This window comes from Streptomyces sp. NPDC002994 (assembly GCF_040611155.1).
Taxonomy (GTDB): Bacteria; Actinomycetota; Actinomycetes; order Streptomycetales; family Streptomycetaceae; genus Streptomyces.
The window spans coordinates 140,311-159,352 of the sequence record NZ_JBEXNQ010000009.1; the positions used below are offsets into that span (position 1 = coordinate 140,311).

A 19,042-nucleotide genomic window follows, 5' to 3' on the forward strand; every position below is an offset into this window, starting at 1 on the left:
GTTCAGTGGACGGTGATCTCGAAGAGAATGTGCTCGACGGTCTCCTCGCCCTCACGGACCGGGCGGCTGCGCACCACCCGCAGGGCGCGTCCGCACTCCTCGGCGATCGCGTGCAGCGAGGCGATGTCGCCGCGGTCGCTGAAGTGCAGCAGTACCGCGCCCCCGTCGGCCACGTACGAAGGGGCGTCGGCGAGGAAGCGGCGGTGGGCCCGGTAGCCGGGATCCACGTAGGCGCGCTCGTGCACCGTCTTGTAGTGGTAGGCGGGCGGAGCCAGTACGAAGTTCGAGTGCCAGTAGACGGTGTCGAACCGCTCACCGCCGCTCTCCCCCGCCGCGAGCTCGTCGAACAGGTCGCTGTGCACGGCCCGCAGACGGTCGCTCACCCCGTGCCGCGCCGCGTTCATCGCGGTGTTCCGTACGGCAGCTTCGCTGATGTCGAGGGCGGTCACACGGTCGCAGCCCGCGAGCGCGGCGCTCACGGCGATGATGCCGGTGCCGCACCCGATCTCCAGGAACGAGCCGCCGCGGGGCACTGGGGGCGTTTCGGTGAGGCCGAGCAGTTCCATGGCCACCCCGGTCGACGCCGAGAACGTCGGTGCGAACACCTCGTCCAGCAGATCCCACTCACGGCCCGCCATGGTGAAGGTCCGTGGCCGGTCCTGGTGCGCGAGTGCCGCCCGGCTCCGTTCGAGCGACCGCAGGTAGTCCTTGAGTCCGGTGAGTCCGGTCATCCCGCCCCCGTTTCACACTGATGGGCGCCGTTCATCACGACGCCCTCCTGAAATCGTTGTCCGAGCCGGTCGGCACCCGGAAGGTGGCCGGACAACAACACACCGCCCGCAAGTGATGGCGAGGCCACACTCAGCCCGTAAACACGCAGGTCAGCAACTTGACCCATCTTATGAAGAAACATACGTTCCCACGAAGGTGGGCGAGCCGGCCGAGAGCACGGGGGAAGCATCATGGCGAAGGACGAGGCGTTGACCGACGCCCCGGCGCTGGCAGTTCTGGAGCTGCTCGCACAGGAGTCACCGCCGGGCCACTTCCAGGAGCTGTTGCAGCGCGGCCGGCGGCAGAATCTGCCCCCGCGGCAGCTCGCCGAGCTGGAGCGGGCGACCCAGTTGGCGATGGGCATCCACGCCTCGGCCAACCAGCGCCGCCAGCGGGAGGCGGTCATGGCCGCCCTGGTCGACACGGTCCACGACATGACCGCGCCGTACGACCCCGACACCCTGCTGAAGGTCATCACCAGCCGGGCTCGCAGGCTGCTCGGCTTCGACATGGCCTACATCAGTCTGCGCAAGTCCGAGGGCGGCTCGTACATCCACAGCTCGGACGGTGACACGACCGCGCTCAACGTCGGGCTCGTGGTGCAGGAGAGCCATGGCCTGGGCGAGATGGCACAGGACAAGGGCGCGCCCTTCTGGACCTCGGACTACCTCAACGACGACCGGATACCGCACCGGGAGGAGGTCGACGAGGTCGTACGCGCCGAAGGGCTGCACGCCATCATGGCGGTGCCCATCTTCCAGGGCAGCGCGCCCACCGGGGCGCTCTACGGCGCGGACCGGGTCGTGCGCCACTTCACGCCCGACGAGATCAGCGTGATGCGTTCCCTGGCGGACTTCGCGTCGGTCGCCCTGGAGAAGGCCAGGCTCCTCGACCGTACGCGGACGGAGATCGCCGAACTGGAGTCGGAGGGGTTCAGGGCGCGGGGGAGCATCGCGCGCATGGCGTATCTCAACGAAGTCCAGTCCCGGCTGATCGCCCAGGTGCTCGACGGCGGGGATCTGCAGGACATCGTGCGGACGGCGGCCGACGCGCTGGGCGCGACGCTCGCGGTGGGCGACCCGCAGGGGCAGATCCTGGCGTCCACCGGCTCCGACGCCCAGGGGGAGGACTTCGAGGAGGCCGAGGTCTTCAAGGAGGCGCTGACGGGCCGGGCCGCGCTGGAGGCGCGTGCCGCCGGCTCGCCGAGCGCCCTCTCCGAGAACCTGTGGGCGACGCCTGTCGCGGCCGGGGCCGAGGATCTCGGAGTCGTACTGCTCAAGGCCGCGCAGCCGCCGGCCCCCGAGGCCGAGCGGTTCTTCGGCTTCGTCGGGCAGATCGTCGCGCTGCTGCTGGTGATCCAGCGCAGTACGGCCGTCGCCGCCGGGCCCGTGCGTGACGAGCTCTTCGACGACCTGCTTGCCGCACCGCTGCGGGCACCACGCCAACTCACCCACCGGGCCTGGCAGTCGGGCATCGATCCGGACGGTTCGTACGTCGTCGTACTGGCCCGTCCCGAGGGCGGGGAGCACGGCAAGGCCGTCGTCTGGGCCTCCTCCTACGCCTACCGGCACTCCGGGCTCAAGACGGTCCAGGGCGGGTGCATCGTGCTGTTGCTGCCGGGCTCGGACGCCTCGGCCGCCGCCCGGGCCGTCTCCGACGAACTGTCGCCGCTGCTGGGGCGGCCCGTCACGGTCGGCGCGTCGGGTCCGGCCGAGGGGCTCGCCGCCGTCGCCAAGGTGTACCAGGAGTCGCTGCGCTGCCTCGACGCCCTGATCGCCTTGGACGGTGTCGGCAGCGCCGCGGCGATGAGCGATCTCGGCTTCCTCGGGCTGCTGCTCTCCAACGACCACGACGTCGACGGATTCGTCTCCTCGGCCATCGGCCCGGTGCTCGACCACGACGCCCGGCGCACCACCGCTCTCGTCCCGACCATCGAGGCCTACTTCACCTCCGGCAACAGCCCGACCCGCGCGGCCGAGGAGCTGCACGTCCACCCCAACACGGTCGCGCGCCGGCTCGACCGGATCACCGAGCTGCTCGGCCCCGGTTGGCAGAAGCCCGCCCGGGCGCTCGAAGTGCAGCTCGCACTGCGGCTGTTGCGCGCCCGGGACGTCCTGCGGCGACAGCGCGAGTCGGACCCTCAGGCCGGGATCCCGGGAAAGTAGCGCTCGCCGCCGCCGCGGCGGCCGGCCGTCAGCACCTCCACAGCATGCGCCGCGGACGCCAGCGTGATGTGGCAGTGCCAGCCCCGCAGGGACCGCCCCACGAAGTCCCGCAGCCCGGCCCGGTCGCCGAAGCCCGACAGGTCCCGCCCCACCCGGTCGGTGAGCTTCGTCAGACGCAGCAGCGCCGACGCGGGCGCCCCGGCCATGTTCGTGACCCACATCCGGGTGGGGGGACGCCGGGGGTTTTCCCACTCCCCGAGGAGTACGAGCCCCCGCCCCGGGCCCTCCTCGGTGCTCGGCAGCCCCACACGCACCTTCACCGCCGGCACCTGCCGTACGCCGGAGGGTGCCGTCGGGTCGAACCATCCGGTGGGCCTGCGCAGCCCCTTGACCGCATCGAGGATCCGCTGGGCCGGGTGCGCGCCCTGACCGTATCCGGGCATGGCCGCTTCCCGGACCGTGAGCCGCGCGGTGCCGTGCAGGCGTACGAGCACGGGCACACCGGCGTCGCTGAAGCGCCGGATCGTGGCCTCGGGGCTCCTGGTGGGCGTGTCGAGTACGACGGGACGGCGGGCGGCGTCGTAGAGGCGGGCGAAGTCCAGGGCCGCCGAGGCGGCGCATTCCTCCTGCGTCTCGCCCTGTGCCTCTTCCAGCAGCAGCCGCCAGTTCACCGGTGCACTGGCCTGCTCGGAGGCGGACCACACGCCGAACGCCTGCTGCCCGTCGAATGTCTGGTCCCGGTGGAGGTCGAAGCCGCGGCCCACGCCCACCGAGTGCCGGCCGGACTTCGGTATCGACATCTGCCGCACCACCCAGGCCAGCGGGCCGATGGCCTGGTCGAGCCAGTCGGCGAGTGCCTCGCGCACCGGCATCCAGTCCCAGGTGGAGTTGCAGATGAAGTGGTGCAGGCTCTGTTCCAGTGTCGGGTCGCCCAGGCAGACCGCGACGTTCCTGATGGACCTGCGGCCCTGCGCCGCGAGCAGGCCGCGCAGATACTGCTCGCCCTTGCGTCGCTGGTCCCGGCGGGGGAGTGAGGCGAACAGGGCCGTGCTCAGGTCCTGGAGCACGACTTCGCGTTCGGATCTGACCGCCACTGCCCCGAGCCGCTCGGGCCCCCAGCCATCTCGTACAGCCATGATCCTGTCAGCCTGAAGGCTCACAGAAACCCCCCTCCACGCACTGCCCAGGCAACTCTCTTGAGCGCCGCCAAAAGCCTGGCTGCGCAAGGGGGGTGAGGGCGAGGTGCAGGCGCCACTCACTTGTGACGGGACTGTGGTTGTCCCGTCACAAGAGGGCTGCTCAGGCGCCGGTGGCAGGGCCCCGCCACCGGGTGCGGCTCCGCCGCGGCGGTGGCGGGACCACACCCGGACGGACCGCCGGCCGGGGATCCGCTAGCCGGTGATCGGGCGCGGGTCGAAGGCCACCCGCTGGCGGGCGATCTTGCCGTCCACCACATGGCTCCAGGTGGCCACCTGGACGGGTGCGGCGACGCTGGTGTGCATCTCGAACCAGGTGAGCACGTCGGGTCCGTCGCTGAAGACCTTCTTGACGACGATGTCGGTGTTGATCTCCGAGGCCACCTCGATCTTCGCGCGGAACTCGTCGGCGCTGGTCGCGCTGCCGTACGGGCCGATGAAGTCCACGGTCTCGGCGAGCACCGAGCGCAGGGTGTCGAAGTCCTTGGCCTTCCACGCCGCGTAGTACGTCGAGGTCACGTCCGTGGGCTCGGGGGTGACTGGCTTGACTGTCATGTCGGAGTTCCCTTGCGGATCGGCGGGTGCAGCGAGGCACGCGCGTTGAGGCCGGCCACGTCGTCACCGGTGGAGTTCCGGTACGTGGTGGCGATCTTGGTGTAAACGCCCTGGGTGAGCGCGGTATTTGAGCCGGTCGCGCTCGCGCTCGGGCTCCTGGGCTTCGACCGGTCCATCTGCCGGTTCGCGAGGACGACGGCGCTGGTGGCCGCCCGGCGCTTGTCCTCGTACGCACGCAGGGCGGCGACCGGGTCCTCGTGCGTCGCGAGTTCGTACGCGAGGACCCGCGCGTCGACGATGGCCTGCGAGGCGCCGTTCGCACCGACCGGGTACATCGGGTGAGCGGCGTCGCCCAGGAGCGTCACCCGGCCGTCGCCCCAGCTCGGCAGCGGGTCGCGGTCGACCATCGGGTACTCGAGGATGTCCCCGGCGCCGGTCAGCATCCCGGGCACGTCGAGCCAGTCGATCTCCCAGTCGGCGAAGTGGGGCAGTACGTCCTCGATCCGGCCGGCCCGGTTCCAGCCCGCGGCGCCGTCGAGAGGCTGGGGGTCGGCGACCGAGACCATGCAGACCCAGTTGGTCAGCGACCGTCCCCGGCCGGCCGCCCCGGGGCTGATCGGGTAGGCGATCACCCGGGCGCCCCGGCCGGCATCGGCGTGGACCATCGTGCGGCCGGTCAGGAACGCCTCGGTCTCGGTGACCCCGCGCCACATCATGGTTCCGGACCAGTGCAACGGGCCCTCGTCCGGGTGAAGCCCGGCCCGTACCGCCGAGTGCAGGCCGTCCGCACCGACGAGGAGATCCCCGGCGATGTCCACCGCCTCGCCGGTCTCCCGGACGCCGGCGCGCACCCGTACCGCGTCGGCGGTGTGGCGTACGCCCTCGAAGGCCGTCCCGGTGCGGACCGCGTCCGGGCCGAGTCGCTCCCGTACCGCGGCCAGGAGCATCATCTGAAGCTCACCGCGGTGGACCGAGTACTGCGGCCAGCGGTAGCCGCGGGCGATGCCGCGCTCCTCGTGATGCTGGCGGTTGCCGGTCCGGTCGACCCAGACCATGTCGGCGGTGGGTACGCCGATGGCGGCGAGCTCGTCGGCGAAGCCCAGTTCAGTGAGCTCGCGGACCGCGTGCGGCTGGAGGTTGATGCCCACACCGAGCGGCCGGATCTCGCGGGTCCGTTCCAGCACCGTCGCCCGGATGCCCGCTTCGTGGAGGGCCAGGGCGGTGGTGAGACCACCTATCCCGCCCCCGCTGACCACCACATGCATGTGCCCGGCCCCCCTCACGGCTGGAGCCGGCTCGTGCTCCAGCTCTGATCGTCGAGCCGGTCGTAGCGGAGCCTGCGGTGCAGCCGGTCGGAGCTCGCCGCCCAGAACTCCACGGTTGAGGGCACCAGCACATAGCCGACGAAGCGCTCCGGGCGCGGCAGCGGCGTACCGGTCGCCTCGAGGCGGACGGCCTCGGCCCGCAGCGCCGCCACGTCGTCCAGCGGCTCGCTCTGGTGGGCGGCCGTCGACATGGCGTGCATGGGGACCGGGCGCCCGAACCACAGGGCGTCGGACTCGGCGTCGCCGAGCTGCTCGACCGGGCCCGAGACGCTGATCTGCTGGGCGGTCTCACGCCAGTAGAGCAGGCCCGAGGCCCAGCCGGTCTCGGCTATCTCGCGGCCCTTCTGGCTGCTGGTGTGGCTCATGAAGACCAGGCCGCGGTCGCTCACGCCGCTGAGGGCGATGATGCGGGTGGAGGCGCGACCGCGGGCGTCGGCGGTGGCCAGCGAGAGGGCCCGCGGCTCGCGCACGCCGCGCTCGACGGCCTGGTCGAGCCAGGTCCGCAGCAGCGCGATGGGATCGGCTGCGGGGGCGTCGTACTCGGGGAAGTCGAGGTCGGTCTCGCCACTGAGCGACTCGAACTGGCTGCTTCTCCCCATGGTGCTGGTGCTGGTGCTGGCGGTGGTGCTGGTGGTCGTGCTGGTGGTCGGGGTGCTCACAGGAGCCTCTCTAGACGTAGATGGTGCCGCGGGCGACGACCGCGCCGTGGCCGCCGACGTGCGCCGAACCGACCTTCTCGCCCTCGCCCTCGGCGATCGCGCGCATCAGCGAGGGGCGGCCCATTTCGACGCCCTGGAGAATCTCCAGGTCCTGCCCGTACGCGGCGAGCCCGTGCCGGGCCAGGTGGATCGCGAGGGGGCCCGCCGCCGAACCGGTCGCCGCGTCCTCGACCACGCCGTACGCCGGCGAGAACATCCGGGTACGCCAGTGCGTGCCCGACCCGGCGAAGCAGTTGGCGGCCATGTCGGGGAACGCGGACAGGGCCCGGTGGTCCGGGTGCAGGGCGGACAGCGCCTCGACACTCGGCAGGCCGACGAAGACATGGCGTGGGCCGTTGCGGTAGGCCACGACCGGGGTGACGGGCTCGTCGACGCCGAGCGCGGCGAGCAGTGGCGCGCTGTGCTCGTACGGCTCCCAGGTGGGCAGCGGCTGTCGCATCCGTACGGCTGTGGCGCCTTCCTCGTCGGCCAGCTCGAAGGGTATGACGCCCATGGCGGTCTCAAGACGCAGCCGGTCGCGCTTCATGGTCAGCCCGAGTGCGACCGCCGTGCCCAGCATCGGATGGCCGGCGAACGGCAGTTCGTTGACGGGGGTGAAGATCCGGACGCGCGCGTCGCCGCCCTGCTCCGCCGGGAGCACGAAGGTGCACTCGGAGAGGTTCATCTCGCGGGCGATCTGCTGCATCCGCTCGGCCGTGAGGTCGGCGGTGTCGAAGAAGACGGCCACCGGATTGCCTTCGAGCGGCTTACGGGCGAAGGCGTCCACAACCATGTAGTCGTGCATGAGTTCTCCTGAAGAGGTCGTGCGGCGTCACTGCGCGAGTGCCGGACCGAGGCGGTGAAGCAGCGGGAGGGAGTGAACGCCCTCGACGGTGGCCTCGATGTCGAACCGCGTCCGGTGCGTGGGCGGACAGCCGATCAGCTCGGCGGCGCGGTTGGGCGGCAGCAGCCGGTCCGTGGGCCGGTCGGCCTCCCACAACATGACCGCGCCCCAGCGGTTGTTCTCCCGGTCGGCCATCCAGAACTTCAGGCGCAACCCGGGCACGTCCGCCCACGGGTCCACGGCGCCGTCGCGCAGATGCTCACGCAGCGATTCGATCGTCTGCGGTGATCCATCCAGGTCCCACCAGGCGATGTCGGCCCGCATATCAGGTGGGAATTCCTTCGCGCTTCACCGAAGGTACGGGAATTCCCAGCGCGCGCAGCTGCTGATTGGGGTTCATGAACTCCCGCTCCTGCTTGATCTTCCCGTTCTCGAACTCGAAGGAATGGATGAAGTGGTTCCTGTAATAGCCCTCGGGATAGCCGGGGAAGAGGATCTTCCCTTCACCGTCGCACTCCACCCAGAAACGATTCGGGTCCTGCGTCTCGAAGATCTCGATGTTCGTCCAGACCCAGTCCGGGAAGCACTTCAGCGACCACACCGCGTGCTCGCCGAGCGTGTCCCGGCCGCGGATGACGATCGGCTCGCCGGTGTCGGTGGTCCACAGCCCGCCACTGCCGTCCTCGGTGAACAGCAGATGGCGCTGGAGACGGTCCTCACCACGGGTGTTCATGTACTGCTCGACGATCGCCCGGTTGTCGCGCCGCAGCTGCGCATCGTCGGCGAACGCCTGGGGGCGCGCGGTCTCGGACATTACTGACCTCCACACATCGGGGGACTGACTGATCCGCGGCGCGTCTCGGGGGCCGCACTGCTGGACTCTCTTCGGGCCGCCCGCCTTTCGCAACGCCGCAGGCGGAACTCCGTCAAGTCGGGACGACAATCCCCCGCTATTTGACGGAGTCCGCCGGTGAGGCTTCTTGTCCCTTCAACGGTCGTTAAGAGTCGGTGCGCAGCCGTCGTCTGGCCGTCCGTACTCGGACGGGCCGCACTCACTTCACGGCATCAATTCGCCCTGGGGGGTATCAGGTGAACAATGTCCACGAATTCCTCCGTTCGTTGCCCGCGGTTCAGCAGCCCGACTGGGAAGGTCACGCGGAACTTCCGCGCGTAAGGGAAGAACTCGCGTCCGCGCCCGCGCTCGTCGACGCCGCCGGCACCGACGCGCTCGCCGCGCGGCTCGCCGAGGCCGCCGCCGGCCGGGTCCAGATCATCCAGTCCGGCGACTGCGCCGAGGACTGGGCCGAGTGCGATCAGGGCGACGTCGCCCGCAAGGCCGGTCTGCTGGAGGTGCTGGCGGGGGTCATGAAGATGACCTCCCACAAGCCGGTCCTGCGGGTCGGCCGCATGGCCGGCCAGTACAGCAAGCCGAGATCCAGCCCCACCGAGACCGTCGGCGGCGTGGAACTCCCCGTCTACCGGGGCCACATGGTCAACGCGCCCGAGCCCGATCCCGACCTGCGCAGGCCCGACCCCACCCGGATGCTGACGGGCTACCGCGCGTCCCGCGACGTCCTCGATCACCTCGGCTGGGGCGGCGAGGGCCGGCGCACCCGGCCCGAGACCCCGGTGTGGACCAGCCATGAGGCGCTGCTGCTGGACTACGAACTGCCGATGCTGCGCACCCTGCCGGACGGCCGGCTGCTGCTCACCTCCACCCACTGGCCGTGGATCGGCGAGCGCACCCGCCAGGTGGACGGCGCGCATGTCGCGCTGCTCGCCGCCGTCGCCAACCCGGTGGCCTGCAAGGTCGGCCCGAAGATGACGGAGCCAGAGCTGCTGGCGCTGTGCGAGAAGCTCGACCCGGAGCGTACGCCCGGCCGTCTCACCCTGATCGCGCGCATGGGCGCCGACACGGCGGGCGAGCGCCTTCCCGCGCTGGTCGAGGCGGTACGCACGGCCGGCCACCCGGTCATCTGGCTGACCGACCCGATGCACGGCAACACCGTCACCGGCCCCGAAGGGCTCAAGACGCGGCTGGTGAAGACCGTCGTACGGGAAGTCGTGGAGTTCCACCACGCGGTCACCGCGGGGGGAGGCGTCGCCGGCGGCATCCACCTGGAGACCACTCCCGACGAGGTCACCGAGTGCGTCACCGACCAGGACCGGATGCATCAGGTCGGCGACAAGTACACCAGCTTCTGCGACCCGCGGCTGAACCCGCGCCAGGCGATATCGGTCGCCTCGGCCTGGCTCGGATGACCGGCCGACTCCCGCATCCCGTACCGCACAACCATCTCGTACGGCACCCAGCGAAAGGACAGCACCATGGGGGGAATTCCGCCCATCGACCCGTATCCGATGCCTTCCGAGGGCGACCTTCCGGCCAACACCGCGCGGTGGACGGTCGACCCGGGCAGGGCGGTGCTCCTCGTCCACGACATGCAGCGCTACTTCCTGCGGCCGTTCCCGCGGGACCAGTCCCCCGGCAGCGAGCTGGTGAGCAACGCCGCGCTGCTGCGCGACCGGTGCGCCGCACTCGGCATCCCGATCGCCTACACCGCCCAGCCCGGCGGCATGACCGACGAGGAACGCGGTCTGCTGAAGGACTTCTGGGGACCGGGCATGAAGGTTTCGGCGGAGGACCGCAAGGTGGTCGACGAGCTCGAACCAGGGGCCGCCGACTGGGTGTTCACCAAGTGGCGCTACAGCGCCTTCTTCAAGTCGGAACTGCTGGAGCGGATGCGTTTCCACGGCCGTGACCAGCTGATCATCTGCGGTGTGTACGCCCATGTGGGTGTCCTGATGTCGGCTGTCGAGGCCTTCACCAACGACATCCAGCCGTTCCTGGTCGCGGACGCGGTCGCCGACTTCTCGTCGCAGTACCACCGCCTGGCGCTCGACTACGCGGCACAGCGCTGCGCGGTGGTCACCACCGCCAAGTCGCTGCTGGACGACCTCACACCGGCGAACCCGGCGAACCTCACGAGCGGGGCCGGCCGATGACCGAGGACCTGCTGGGCCGGGTGCTCGCGTCGCCGTCAGCGGCGTACGCACTGCTGTACCGGCCCGAGACCGCCGGCCAGGACGTGCTCGAAGTCCTGCTCGGCGAGGTCTCCACGGTGGACGCGCTCGCTGACATTCCCGTTGCCGACGCGCCCGCCGACGCGCCCGCCGAAGGCGCCGCCGCACGCCATGAAGTCCTCGCCGTGATCCCGTACCGCCAGATCTCCGAGCGGGGCTTCGTCAGCGCCGACGACGGGGAACCGCTGATCACCATGACCGTCGCCGAGCAGTGCGCCCTGCCGCTCGCCGACGCCCTGCGGCGGCTGCCCGACGAGCCGATCACCCTGTCCGGCGGTCACTTCGACATGGACGACGACCGCTACGCCGCCATCGTGCGGGACGTCATCGAGCGCGAGATCGGCAACGGCGAAGGCGCGAACTTCGTCATCAAGCGCTCGTTCGTCGCGGACATCACCGACTACACACCGCGCAGCGCCCTGTCGTTCCTCCGCCGCCTGCTGGAGCGGGAGTCGGGCGCGTACTGGACCTTCCTGGTCCGCGCGGGCGGCCGCACCTTCGTCGGTGCCAGCCCCGAGCGCCACGTCAGCCTGCACGGCGGCACCGCGGTGATGAACCCGATCAGCGGCACCTACCGCTACCCGGCCGCCGGACCCGATCTGCCGGGCGTGATGGCCTTCCTGGCCGACCGCAAGGAGGCCGACGAGCTCTACATGGTCGTGGACGAAGAGCTCAAGATGATGGCCCGGATCTGCGAGAAGGGCGGGCGGGTCGTCGGCCCGTACCTCAAGGAGATGGCCCGTCTCGCCCACACCGAGTACTTCATCGAGGGCGAGACATCGCATGACGTACGGGACATCCTGCGCGAGACGATGTTCGCGCCCACCGTCACCGGCAGCCCGCTGGAGAGCGCCTGCAAGGTGATCAACCGGTACGAGCCGGACGGCCGCGGGTACTACAGCGGCGTCATGGCCCTCATCGGCCGGGACGAGAACGGCGGCCGCACCATGGACTCCGCCATCCTCATCCGGACCACCGACATCAGCGACGCCGGCCAGGTGCGCATCGGCGTCGGCGCGACCCTGGTCCGTCACTCCGACCCGGCGAGCGAGGTCGCCGAGACCCGGGCCAAGGCCGCCGGGCTGCTGTCCGCGCTGGAGGCGGGGGGCACGAACCGGTTCGCCGCGCACGCCCAGGTCCGCGAGGCGCTGGAGCGGCGCAACGACAGCATCGCCGGCTTCTGGCTGCGGGAGACCGGTGAGCGGTCCGACACCGTCGCCGAGCTCGCCGGGCGTAGCGTCCTGATCGTCGACGCCGAGGACACCTTCACCGCGATGATCGGCCACCAACTGGCCGCCATGGGACTGCGGGTCACGGTCTGCCGCTTCGACGAGCGGTACGACTTCGACGACCACGACCTGGTCGTCATGGGCCCGGGACCTGGTGATCCGCGCGACACAGGCCACGCCAAGATCGCGCATCTGCGGTCGGCGGTCTCCCAGCTCCTCGCCGAGGAACGGCCCTTCCTCGCCGTATGTCTCAGCCACCAGGTCCTGTCCACGCTGCTCGGCCTCGAAGTGGCCCGCCGGGACGTGCCCAACCAGGGCGTGGCGAAGGAGATCGACCTGTTCGGCGCGCGTGAGCGGGTCGGCTTCTACAACACGTTCGCCGCCCGCAGCCAGGAGGACAAGTTCGGCCACCCGGAGCTGGGAGTCGTCGAGGTCAGCCGGGACGCGCGGACCGGCGAGGTGCACGCGCTGCGCGGCCGCGGTTTCGCGTCGATGCAGTTCCACGCCGAGTCGGTGCTCACCGAGGGCGGCGTACGGATCGTCGGCGATCTGCTGACCGGGGTGGTGCGCTCGTGCGAGCGGCAGCCGTCCTGATCGGCGTCCCGGGCTCCGGCAAGACCACCGTCGGCGCACTGCTCGCGCGGCACCTGGGGGTGGCCTTCAGGGACACCGACCACGACATCGCGGCGGCCTGCGACATGCCCGTGCCCGACTTCGTACGGCACCACGGCGAGGCCCGTTTCAGGCAGCTGGAGCGGGAGGCGGTACGGGCCGCCCTCGCCGAGCACGACGGTGTTCTCGCGCTGGGCGGCGGCGCCGTCCTCGACGAGGCGACCCAGCGGCGCCTCGCCGGCCACCGCGTCGTCCACCTCCAAGTGGCGCTCCACACGGCGCTGGCAAGGATCGGCAGCGCCGAGGGCAGGCCGCTGCTGGCCGGGTACGCCGGGTACGCCGGATACACGGAGAGCCGGCTCAGGGAGGTCTTCCGGGTGCGCGGTCCGGTGTACCGGCGGCTCGCCCGCCTGCATGTCGACGCCGACACCGACTCGGCGGACGACACCGCGCAGCGGCTCGTACAAGCGCTGAAGGCGCCTGCATGACCGGGCCGCACGCCCCTGCGCCCCCCACTTGTCTCGTACGAAGGAGCCCTGACCGTCCGGTGAACACCCAGCCGAGCCCCACCACCACCGCCTTCGAGTTGGAGCGGGGGTACGCCCGATGAGCGCCCCGCTCACGGCCCGCGTCCCGGGCTCCAAGAGCATCACGAACCGGGCCCTGCTGCTGGCCGCGGCCGCGCCGGGCACCAGCAGGCTGCGGGACCCGCTGGTCAGCGACGACACGGTGGCTTTCCGGGACGCGCTGAAGGCTCTGGGCGTACGGGTGGAGGACTCGGGCTCCTGGGACGTCACCGGGACGGGCCGCGGCCCGACCGCCGGAGCGCGCGTCTGGTGCGCCGACGCCGGGACGGCGGCCCGATTCCTGCCCCCGTTCGTCGCGACGGGCCGGGGCACCTACGTCTTCGACGGCTCCGCGCAGCTGCGGGCCCGCCCGCTGCGCCCGCTGGCCGACGCGCTGACGGGCCTCGGGGCGAAGGTGACCGTCGAAGGGTCTGGCGGGCTGCCGCTGCGGGTGGACGCCGACGGCCTGCGCGGCGGTGAACTGGCTGTGGACGGCGGCCTGAGCAGCCAGTTCCTCAGCGGCCTGCTGATGGCGGCGCCCCTGCTGGCCGAACCGCTGACCGTGACCGTACGAGACCTGGTCAGCCGGCCGTACATCGACATGACCCTCGCGCTGATGCGCCGCTTCGGGGCGCGCGTCGACGAACAGGCGCCCGGCGTCATCACGATCGCGGGTGGCGGCTACACCGCCACCGACCTGGTGATCGAGCCGGACGCCTCCACCGCGTCGTACTTCTTCGCGGCCGCGGCCGTCACCGGACGCACGGTCACCGTGCCGGGACTCGGCCGCGACAGCCTCCAGGGAGACCTCGGATTCGTCGAGACGCTCCGCAGGGCGGGCGCGCGGGTGGAGATCGGCGCGGACTCGACGACGGTCACCGGAACGGGTCTCCTGCGCGGCGGCTTCGACGTCGACATGGGCACGATCTCGGACACGTTCATGACGCTGGCCGCGATCGCGCCGCTCGCCGACGCGCCGATCACCATCCGGGGTATCGGGCACGCACGGCTGAAGGAGTCGGACCGTATCGCCGCTGTCGCGGGGAACCTGGCCGCGTGCGGGGTGGCGACCCGGTCGGGCCGGGACTGGATCACGGTGCATCCGAGGCCGGTCCGGCCGGCCCGGATCGCCTGCCACCGGGACCACCGGATCGCGATGGCGTTCTCGGTGCTGGGGCTGCGGGCTCCGGGCCTCGACCTCGACGATCCGGCGTGTGTGGGCAAGACATTCCCCGGATTCCACGCCGAGTTGGCCCGGCTCTTCCCCCAGGAGGTCCTGACGTGAGCGCCGGCCGGATTCTGGTCGTCGGCGCGGGAATCGGCGGCCTGGCGACGGCGCTGAGTGTCGCCGCCAGGGGGAATCGGGTGACCGTGCTGGAGCGACGGAACGATTTCGCCGAGCCCGGCGCGGGCACGCAACTGTCACCCAACGCCTTCCACGCGCTCGAACGGATCGGAGTGGACGGGGCGGTGCGCGAACGGGCCGTCTTCGTCGACGAGCTGCGTCTCATGGACGCCACGACAGGTGAGCGGATCGCCGGCATGCCCCTGAAGGGCCGCTACGAGGAGCGTTTCGGGAACGGGTACGCGGTCCTGCACCGCGGCGAGCTGCACTCCGTACTGCTTGACGCCTGCCGCGCGGCAGGCGGGATCGAGCTGGTCCCGGGGCAGTCGGTCACCTGGTACGACCAGACCGCGGATCGCGTCACCGCGGTCACCGACACGGGGCGGCGCTTCACGGGCTCCGCACTGATCGCCGCCGACGGCATCCGCTCCGCCGTCCGGCGCCAACTCGTCGGCGACGGCGGCCCCCGGGCATCAGGCCACACCATCTACCACTCGGTGGTCCCGCTGGCGGACATTGCGGACGATCGCCTTCCGCCCGATCTGTCGCCCGGCAGCGTCACGGCCTGGGTGGGCCCGGGCCGTCACATAGTCCACTTCATCCACCGCGCGGCCGACGGCACCCGGTATCTGAACCTGGGCGCCACCCGGGACCACGGCGCGCAGGAGGCCCTGGTCGGACTGCCCCTTGACCAGCCTCACGTCCTGGGCGAGTTCCCCGCGCCGGCCGAGTCCGTACGAAGGCTGTTGGAGCTGGGGCAGGAGTGGCGCACGTGGGTTCTCTGCGACCGCGACCCCGTGGCGGGCTGGACCGACGGCCGGGTCGCGCTGCTGGGCAACGCCGCGCATCCGATGCTCCCGTACGCGGTCCAAGGCGTATCCATGACCTTGGAAGACGCCGCCGCACTCGGTGAACTGCTCGACTGCGACGGGCGGGACATGGCACAGCGCCTGGAAAAGTACAACGCCGTGCGGCGGGCCCGTACGGCCAGAACCCAACTGGTGGCACGCGAGCTGGGCACGCGGCTCCTGCACCCGGCGGGCGAGGCGGCCGCGGAACGGGACGCGATGCTGACGGCGCTGACGGCGGACGAGCTGCACGACAGAGTCGCCTGGCTACACGGAAAACGCGACTTCACCGACTCCACCAACTCCACCGAGGGAGCAGGAAATTGAGCAGGCTGCGCTGGCTGACGGCGGGGGAGTCGCACGGACCCGCCCTGGTGGCGACGCTGGAGGGCCTGGTGGCCGGTGTGCCGGTCACCACGGCGATGGTGGCGGACCAACTGGCCCGGCGGCGGCTGGGCCATGGCCGCGGCGCGCGGATGAAGTTCGAGCGGGACGAGGTCACGTTCCTCGGCGGCGTGCGGCACGGCCGCACGATGGGTTCGCCTGTCGCCATCATGGTCGGCAACACCGAGTGGCCGAAGTGGGAGCAGGTCATGGCGGCCGACCCGGTGGACCCGGCCGAGCTCGCGCAGGTGGCCCGCAACGCGCCGCTGACCCGGCCCCGTCCCGGTCACGCCGACCTGGCGGGAATGCAGAAGTACGCCCTGGACGAGGCCCGTCCGGTCCTGGAGCGGGCGAGCGCCCGTGAGACGGCGGCCCGCGTGGCGCTGGGTGCGGTGGCGCGCTCGTACCTCAAGGAGACGACCGGCATCGAGATCGTCTCGCACGTCGTCGAGCTCGGCGCCGCCAAGGCCCCCTATGGTGTCCGCCCCACCCCCGCCGACGAGGCGAGGCTGGACGAGGACCCGGTGCGCTGCCTGGACGCGGACGCGTCGAAGGCGATGGTCGCGGAGATCGACCAGGCGCACAGGGACGGCGACACCTTGGGCGGCGTGGTGGAGGTCCTCGCCTGCGGAGTGCCGGTCGGCCTGGGCTCGCACGTCCACTGGGACCGCCGTCTCGACGCCCGGCTCGCGGCCGCGCTCATGGGCATCCAGGCCATCAAGGGCGTCGAGGTCGGCGACGGCTTCGAGCTCGCCCGCGTACCCGGCTCGAAGGCACACGACGAGATCGTGCCGACCGCCAGGGGCATCCGGCGTTCGTCCGACCGCTCCGGCGGCACCGAGGGCGGCATGTCCACCGGTGAGACTTTGCGCGTACGGGCCGCGATGAAGCCGATCGCGACCGTGCCACGCGCCCTGGCGACGGTCGACGTCAGCACGGGAGAGGCGGCGCGGGCACACCACCAGCGCTCCGACGTGTGCGCGGTCCCGGCCGCCGGGATCGTCGCCGAGGCGATGGTCGCCCTCGTCCTGGCGGACGCCGTAGCGGAGAAGTTCGCCGGCGACAGCGCACCCGAGACCCGCCGCAACGTCCACTCCTACCTGGCCAACCTCCCCATCCACTGACCGCGCCGCAATCCCCCAGCCCGAGGCCTCCCACGCAACGACGAAGGCCCCAACACGGCTTTCCACATGTTCGTACGGCCGTCCGTCGGCTGTGACGCGACATGAGTCCATGGCGCCGGCCATGCGGCTTCAGATGAACACCAGCGCGGCCAGGCCAAGGTAGATGCCACCGGTGAAGTAGGACAGGTGGCGGGCGCGGCGCGGTGTCCCGCGGAGTCGGCCGGTGAGTGCTGCGCCGATGAGGGCGTAACAGAGGTCCAGCGCGAGGGCGATGGACAGGAAGACCGCGCCGAGTATGAGCATGTGCGACCGGGCGTCCGACGGAGACAGGCCGGTGGGCAGGAACTGCGGGAGGAAGGCCAGGAAGAAGAGGACGACCTTGGGATTGAACAGGTTCACGAGGACGGCGTCGCAGTAGAGCCGGAGCAACCGGCGTTGAGCAGGACGGCCGGTGGCGTCTGCGGCGCCGACGGCGGGGGGCGGACGGTGGAGCAGCGCACGTACGCCCAGGTATGTGAGGTAGCCGGCGCCCGCGTAGCGCAGGACGGTGAAGGCGAGCGGGTGGTCGGCGATGAGCGCTGCCAGTCCGCAGACGGCGGCGATGACGTGGAGGAGCGTGCCGGTCTCCACGCCGAGGGCCGAGACGATGCCGGCCCGCCGTCCGTCCTGCACGCCGCGCGTGACGATGTAGATCAGGTTGGGTCCGGGCACGGCGACCAGGACCAGTGAGGCCAGGACGAAGGCGGCGAGTGAGGTCATCCGCGTTCCAGTGCCGTGTGCAGCAGGCCGAGGGGCGGGGCGCCGAGGTCGAACAGGGCACTGTGGAATCGGCGGAGCGAGAAGGCACCGCCCCAGCGTGCCTCGGCCTGCTCTCGAAGGTCGAGGATGGCGAACTTGCCCCAGGTGTAACGGCCGTAGGTGGGGTCGAACAGCCCGCGCTCGGCCTCGTGCAGGGCTGCGGGACCGGCCAGCGAGACGTCCTCGGTGAACCGCGCCGCCGCGTCCGAGAGGGTCATGGTTCCGGTGTGGAGTCCGATGGCGCAGGCGAAGCGGGTGACCCTGCGCAGCGCGTCCTGGGCGACGGCGACGGCGACGCGTGGGTCGCCGTCGCGGAAGCCCTGTTCCAGGGCCAGCTCCTCGCAGTAGTGGGCCCAGCCCTCGATGAAGGCCTCGGAGTGGAGCGTGCGGCGGACGTCGGTCGTCGCCCGGCGCAGCGCCCTGCCGTGGCTGGCGTGCCCGGGTGCCACCTCGTGGATGGCCATGTTGGGCATCAGGGTCCGGTTGAAGCCGGTCGACAGCCACTGGTCGCTCTCGGCCCCGTTCCAGCTGCCGTCCGGGAGGGTGACGCGGAAGCTGCTGGGTGCGTCGGCCTCGTGCGGCGCGGACGCGAAGAGGCCGGCCAGCGCTCGGCGCTGGGATTCGGGCATCGGCTGGACGTCCACTTCGACATCGTGGTGGGGCACCAGATCGTGCCGGGCGGTCCAGGCGACCGTCTCGTCGACGAGCGCCGCGAACTCTTTCAGCAGGCCGTCGGCGTCGGGGTGGTCGGCCTGGAGGGCCCGTACGGTGTCGGCAGGCGCGGCCTTGGGGTCGATGCGGCGCAGCGACTCGTCGAGCAGCGCACGCAGACGGTCCCGTTCCGCGTCCACCCTGGCGGTCATCGCGGTGAGGTCCACGGTGCAGGCCTCGGCCGCGCCGAGGAGCCGGGCGAGTGCGGGGCCGCCGAGCGCGGCTGACGGCGGGCCTTCGCAGGCGGCTCGCTCCAGGTGGGTCAGGAGCCGGGCGTGAGCCCGGCCGGCGGCGGCGTGGACGGGGCCGCCCACGGGGTCGAGAAAGGCGGCCAGTCCACGGGCGAGCGGCAGCGTGGCATCCGCCAGCGCCGCGGGCACGCTGTCCAGTGCCTCGATCGCCGCGTCCACGGCGTCCGGCCAACGGCGCAACTGGGCCGACCGGGCGGCGTCCCGCTCGGGCTGGGGCGCGTAGGGGCGGTCGTAGCCGGACAGGTCCAGGTTCTCGATGTGCCACAGGGGGTTGCTCCTGTGCAGTTCGAGCTCGCCGAAGCGGACCCGGAGGGCTTCCTCCGCGGCCGCCGCGTGCGCCTCGTCGTGCGCGTCCGGGTAGGACTCGGTACCGGCGGGGCCGCCGAGGGCGGCGAGGCCGCGTCGCACTCCGTCCGGGGACAGGTCCTGGACGGTTCCGTCGTACTCGTGCCGCCCTGCGCCGTCTCGCGCGGCGAAGACGGACAGGTCGCAGATGGCTGCCAGCCGGGGGTCAAGGGCTGAGGTGGATGTCATGC

General features: G+C 71.4%; 18 protein-coding genes. 8 read left to right on the forward strand and 10 right to left on the reverse strand.

What is annotated here, in order from left to right; genetic code table 11:
* Positions 1–2 precede the first annotated feature (2 nt).
* Positions 3–731 carry a 50S ribosomal protein L11 methyltransferase gene (locus ABZX79_RS14455; RefSeq protein ID WP_355256047.1) on the reverse strand — a complete coding sequence of 243 codons (729 nt, stop codon included), beginning with the start codon at positions 729–731 and terminating at the stop codon, positions 3–5.
* Positions 732–962: 231 nt separating this feature from the next.
* Between ABZX79_RS14455 and ABZX79_RS14460 the strand changes: the two genes are divergently transcribed.
* Complete coding sequence (locus tag ABZX79_RS14460) at positions 963–2,936, forward strand: helix-turn-helix domain-containing protein (RefSeq protein WP_355256049.1); 1,974 nt, start codon at positions 963–965, stop codon at positions 2,934–2,936.
* Here the strand turns inward: ABZX79_RS14460 and ABZX79_RS14465 are convergent.
* The 7 genes from ABZX79_RS14465 to ABZX79_RS14495 form a co-directional block, all read right to left on the reverse strand.
* On the reverse strand, positions 2,912–4,072 hold the full coding sequence (locus ABZX79_RS14465; RefSeq protein WP_355256052.1) for a transposase: 1,161 nt from the start codon (positions 4,070–4,072) through the stop codon (positions 2,912–2,914). The two genes, ABZX79_RS14460 and ABZX79_RS14465, sit on opposite strands and share 25 nt — an antisense overlap.
* A 255-nt stretch (positions 4,073–4,327) precedes the next feature.
* The gene (locus ABZX79_RS14470; RefSeq protein ID WP_355256054.1) at positions 4,328–4,687 is read right to left on the reverse strand and encodes a nuclear transport factor 2 family protein; all 360 of its coding nucleotides are present in this window, start codon (positions 4,685–4,687) and stop codon (positions 4,328–4,330) included.
* Positions 4,684–5,952: a flavin-dependent oxidoreductase gene (locus ABZX79_RS14475; RefSeq protein WP_355256056.1), complete on the reverse strand. Its 1,269-nt coding sequence runs from the start codon at positions 5,950–5,952 to the stop codon at positions 4,684–4,686. The genes ABZX79_RS14470 and ABZX79_RS14475 overlap by 4 nt, the downstream gene beginning before the upstream one ends.
* A 14-nt stretch (positions 5,953–5,966) precedes the next feature.
* Positions 5,967–6,671: a phenazine biosynthesis FMN-dependent oxidase PhzG gene (phzG, locus tag ABZX79_RS14480; RefSeq protein ID WP_355256058.1), complete on the reverse strand. Its 705-nt coding sequence runs from the start codon at positions 6,669–6,671 to the stop codon at positions 5,967–5,969.
* 10 nt (positions 6,672–6,681) lie between these two features.
* Positions 6,682–7,515 carry a PhzF family phenazine biosynthesis protein gene (locus tag ABZX79_RS14485; protein ID WP_355256060.1) on the reverse strand — a complete coding sequence of 278 codons (834 nt, stop codon included), beginning with the start codon at positions 7,513–7,515 and terminating at the stop codon, positions 6,682–6,684.
* A gap of 27 nt (positions 7,516–7,542) precedes the next feature.
* Complete coding sequence (locus ABZX79_RS14490; protein ID WP_355256063.1) at positions 7,543–7,878, reverse strand: hypothetical protein; 336 nt, start codon at positions 7,876–7,878, stop codon at positions 7,543–7,545.
* 1 nt (position 7,879) lies between these two features.
* Complete coding sequence (locus ABZX79_RS14495; RefSeq protein ID WP_355256066.1) at positions 7,880–8,368, reverse strand: PhzA/PhzB family protein; 489 nt, start codon at positions 8,366–8,368, stop codon at positions 7,880–7,882.
* A 275-nt stretch (positions 8,369–8,643) separates the two neighbouring features.
* On the opposite strand from ABZX79_RS14495, the gene ABZX79_RS14500 reads away from it, so the two are divergent.
* From ABZX79_RS14500 to aroC, 7 genes are all read left to right on the forward strand, one after another.
* On the forward strand, positions 8,644–9,816 hold the full coding sequence (locus ABZX79_RS14500) for a 3-deoxy-7-phosphoheptulonate synthase (RefSeq protein ID WP_355256068.1): 1,173 nt from the start codon (positions 8,644–8,646) through the stop codon (positions 9,814–9,816).
* 66 nt (positions 9,817–9,882) lie between these two features.
* On the forward strand, positions 9,883–10,560 hold the full coding sequence (locus ABZX79_RS14505) for an isochorismatase family protein (RefSeq protein WP_355256071.1): 678 nt from the start codon (positions 9,883–9,885) through the stop codon (positions 10,558–10,560).
* Positions 10,557–12,461: an anthranilate synthase family protein gene (locus ABZX79_RS14510; protein WP_355256074.1), complete on the forward strand. Its 1,905-nt coding sequence runs from the start codon at positions 10,557–10,559 to the stop codon at positions 12,459–12,461. The genes ABZX79_RS14505 and ABZX79_RS14510 overlap by 4 nt, the downstream gene beginning before the upstream one ends.
* The gene (locus ABZX79_RS14515; protein ID WP_355256077.1) at positions 12,440–12,967 is read left to right on the forward strand and encodes a shikimate kinase; all 528 of its coding nucleotides are present in this window, start codon (positions 12,440–12,442) and stop codon (positions 12,965–12,967) included. The genes ABZX79_RS14510 and ABZX79_RS14515 overlap by 22 nt, the downstream gene beginning before the upstream one ends.
* 118 nt (positions 12,968–13,085) lie before the next feature.
* A complete protein-coding gene (gene aroA, locus ABZX79_RS14520; protein WP_355256080.1) occupies positions 13,086–14,330 on the forward strand; it encodes a 3-phosphoshikimate 1-carboxyvinyltransferase in 1,245 nt (414 codons plus the stop codon).
* Positions 14,327–15,565 carry an FAD-dependent oxidoreductase gene (locus tag ABZX79_RS14525; RefSeq protein WP_355256083.1) on the forward strand — a complete coding sequence of 413 codons (1,239 nt, stop codon included), beginning with the start codon at positions 14,327–14,329 and terminating at the stop codon, positions 15,563–15,565. The genes aroA and ABZX79_RS14525 overlap by 4 nt, the downstream gene beginning before the upstream one ends.
* Positions 15,562–16,746: a chorismate synthase gene (gene aroC / locus ABZX79_RS14530; RefSeq protein ID WP_355256086.1), complete on the forward strand. Its 1,185-nt coding sequence runs from the start codon at positions 15,562–15,564 to the stop codon at positions 16,744–16,746. Before ABZX79_RS14525 ends, aroC begins: the two co-directional genes overlap by 4 nt.
* Before the next feature lie 129 nt (positions 16,747–16,875).
* On the opposite strand, the gene ABZX79_RS14535 is transcribed toward aroC, so the two are convergent.
* Positions 16,876–17,505 (reverse strand): LysE family translocator, encoded by a 630-nt coding sequence (locus ABZX79_RS14535; RefSeq protein WP_355256089.1) that lies wholly within the window; start codon positions 17,503–17,505, stop codon positions 16,876–16,878.
* The gene (locus ABZX79_RS14540; RefSeq protein WP_355256092.1) at positions 17,502–19,040 is read right to left on the reverse strand and encodes a DUF885 family protein; all 1,539 of its coding nucleotides are present in this window, start codon (positions 19,038–19,040) and stop codon (positions 17,502–17,504) included. The genes ABZX79_RS14535 and ABZX79_RS14540 overlap by 4 nt, the downstream gene beginning before the upstream one ends.
* Positions 19,041–19,042: the final 2 nt, after the last annotated feature.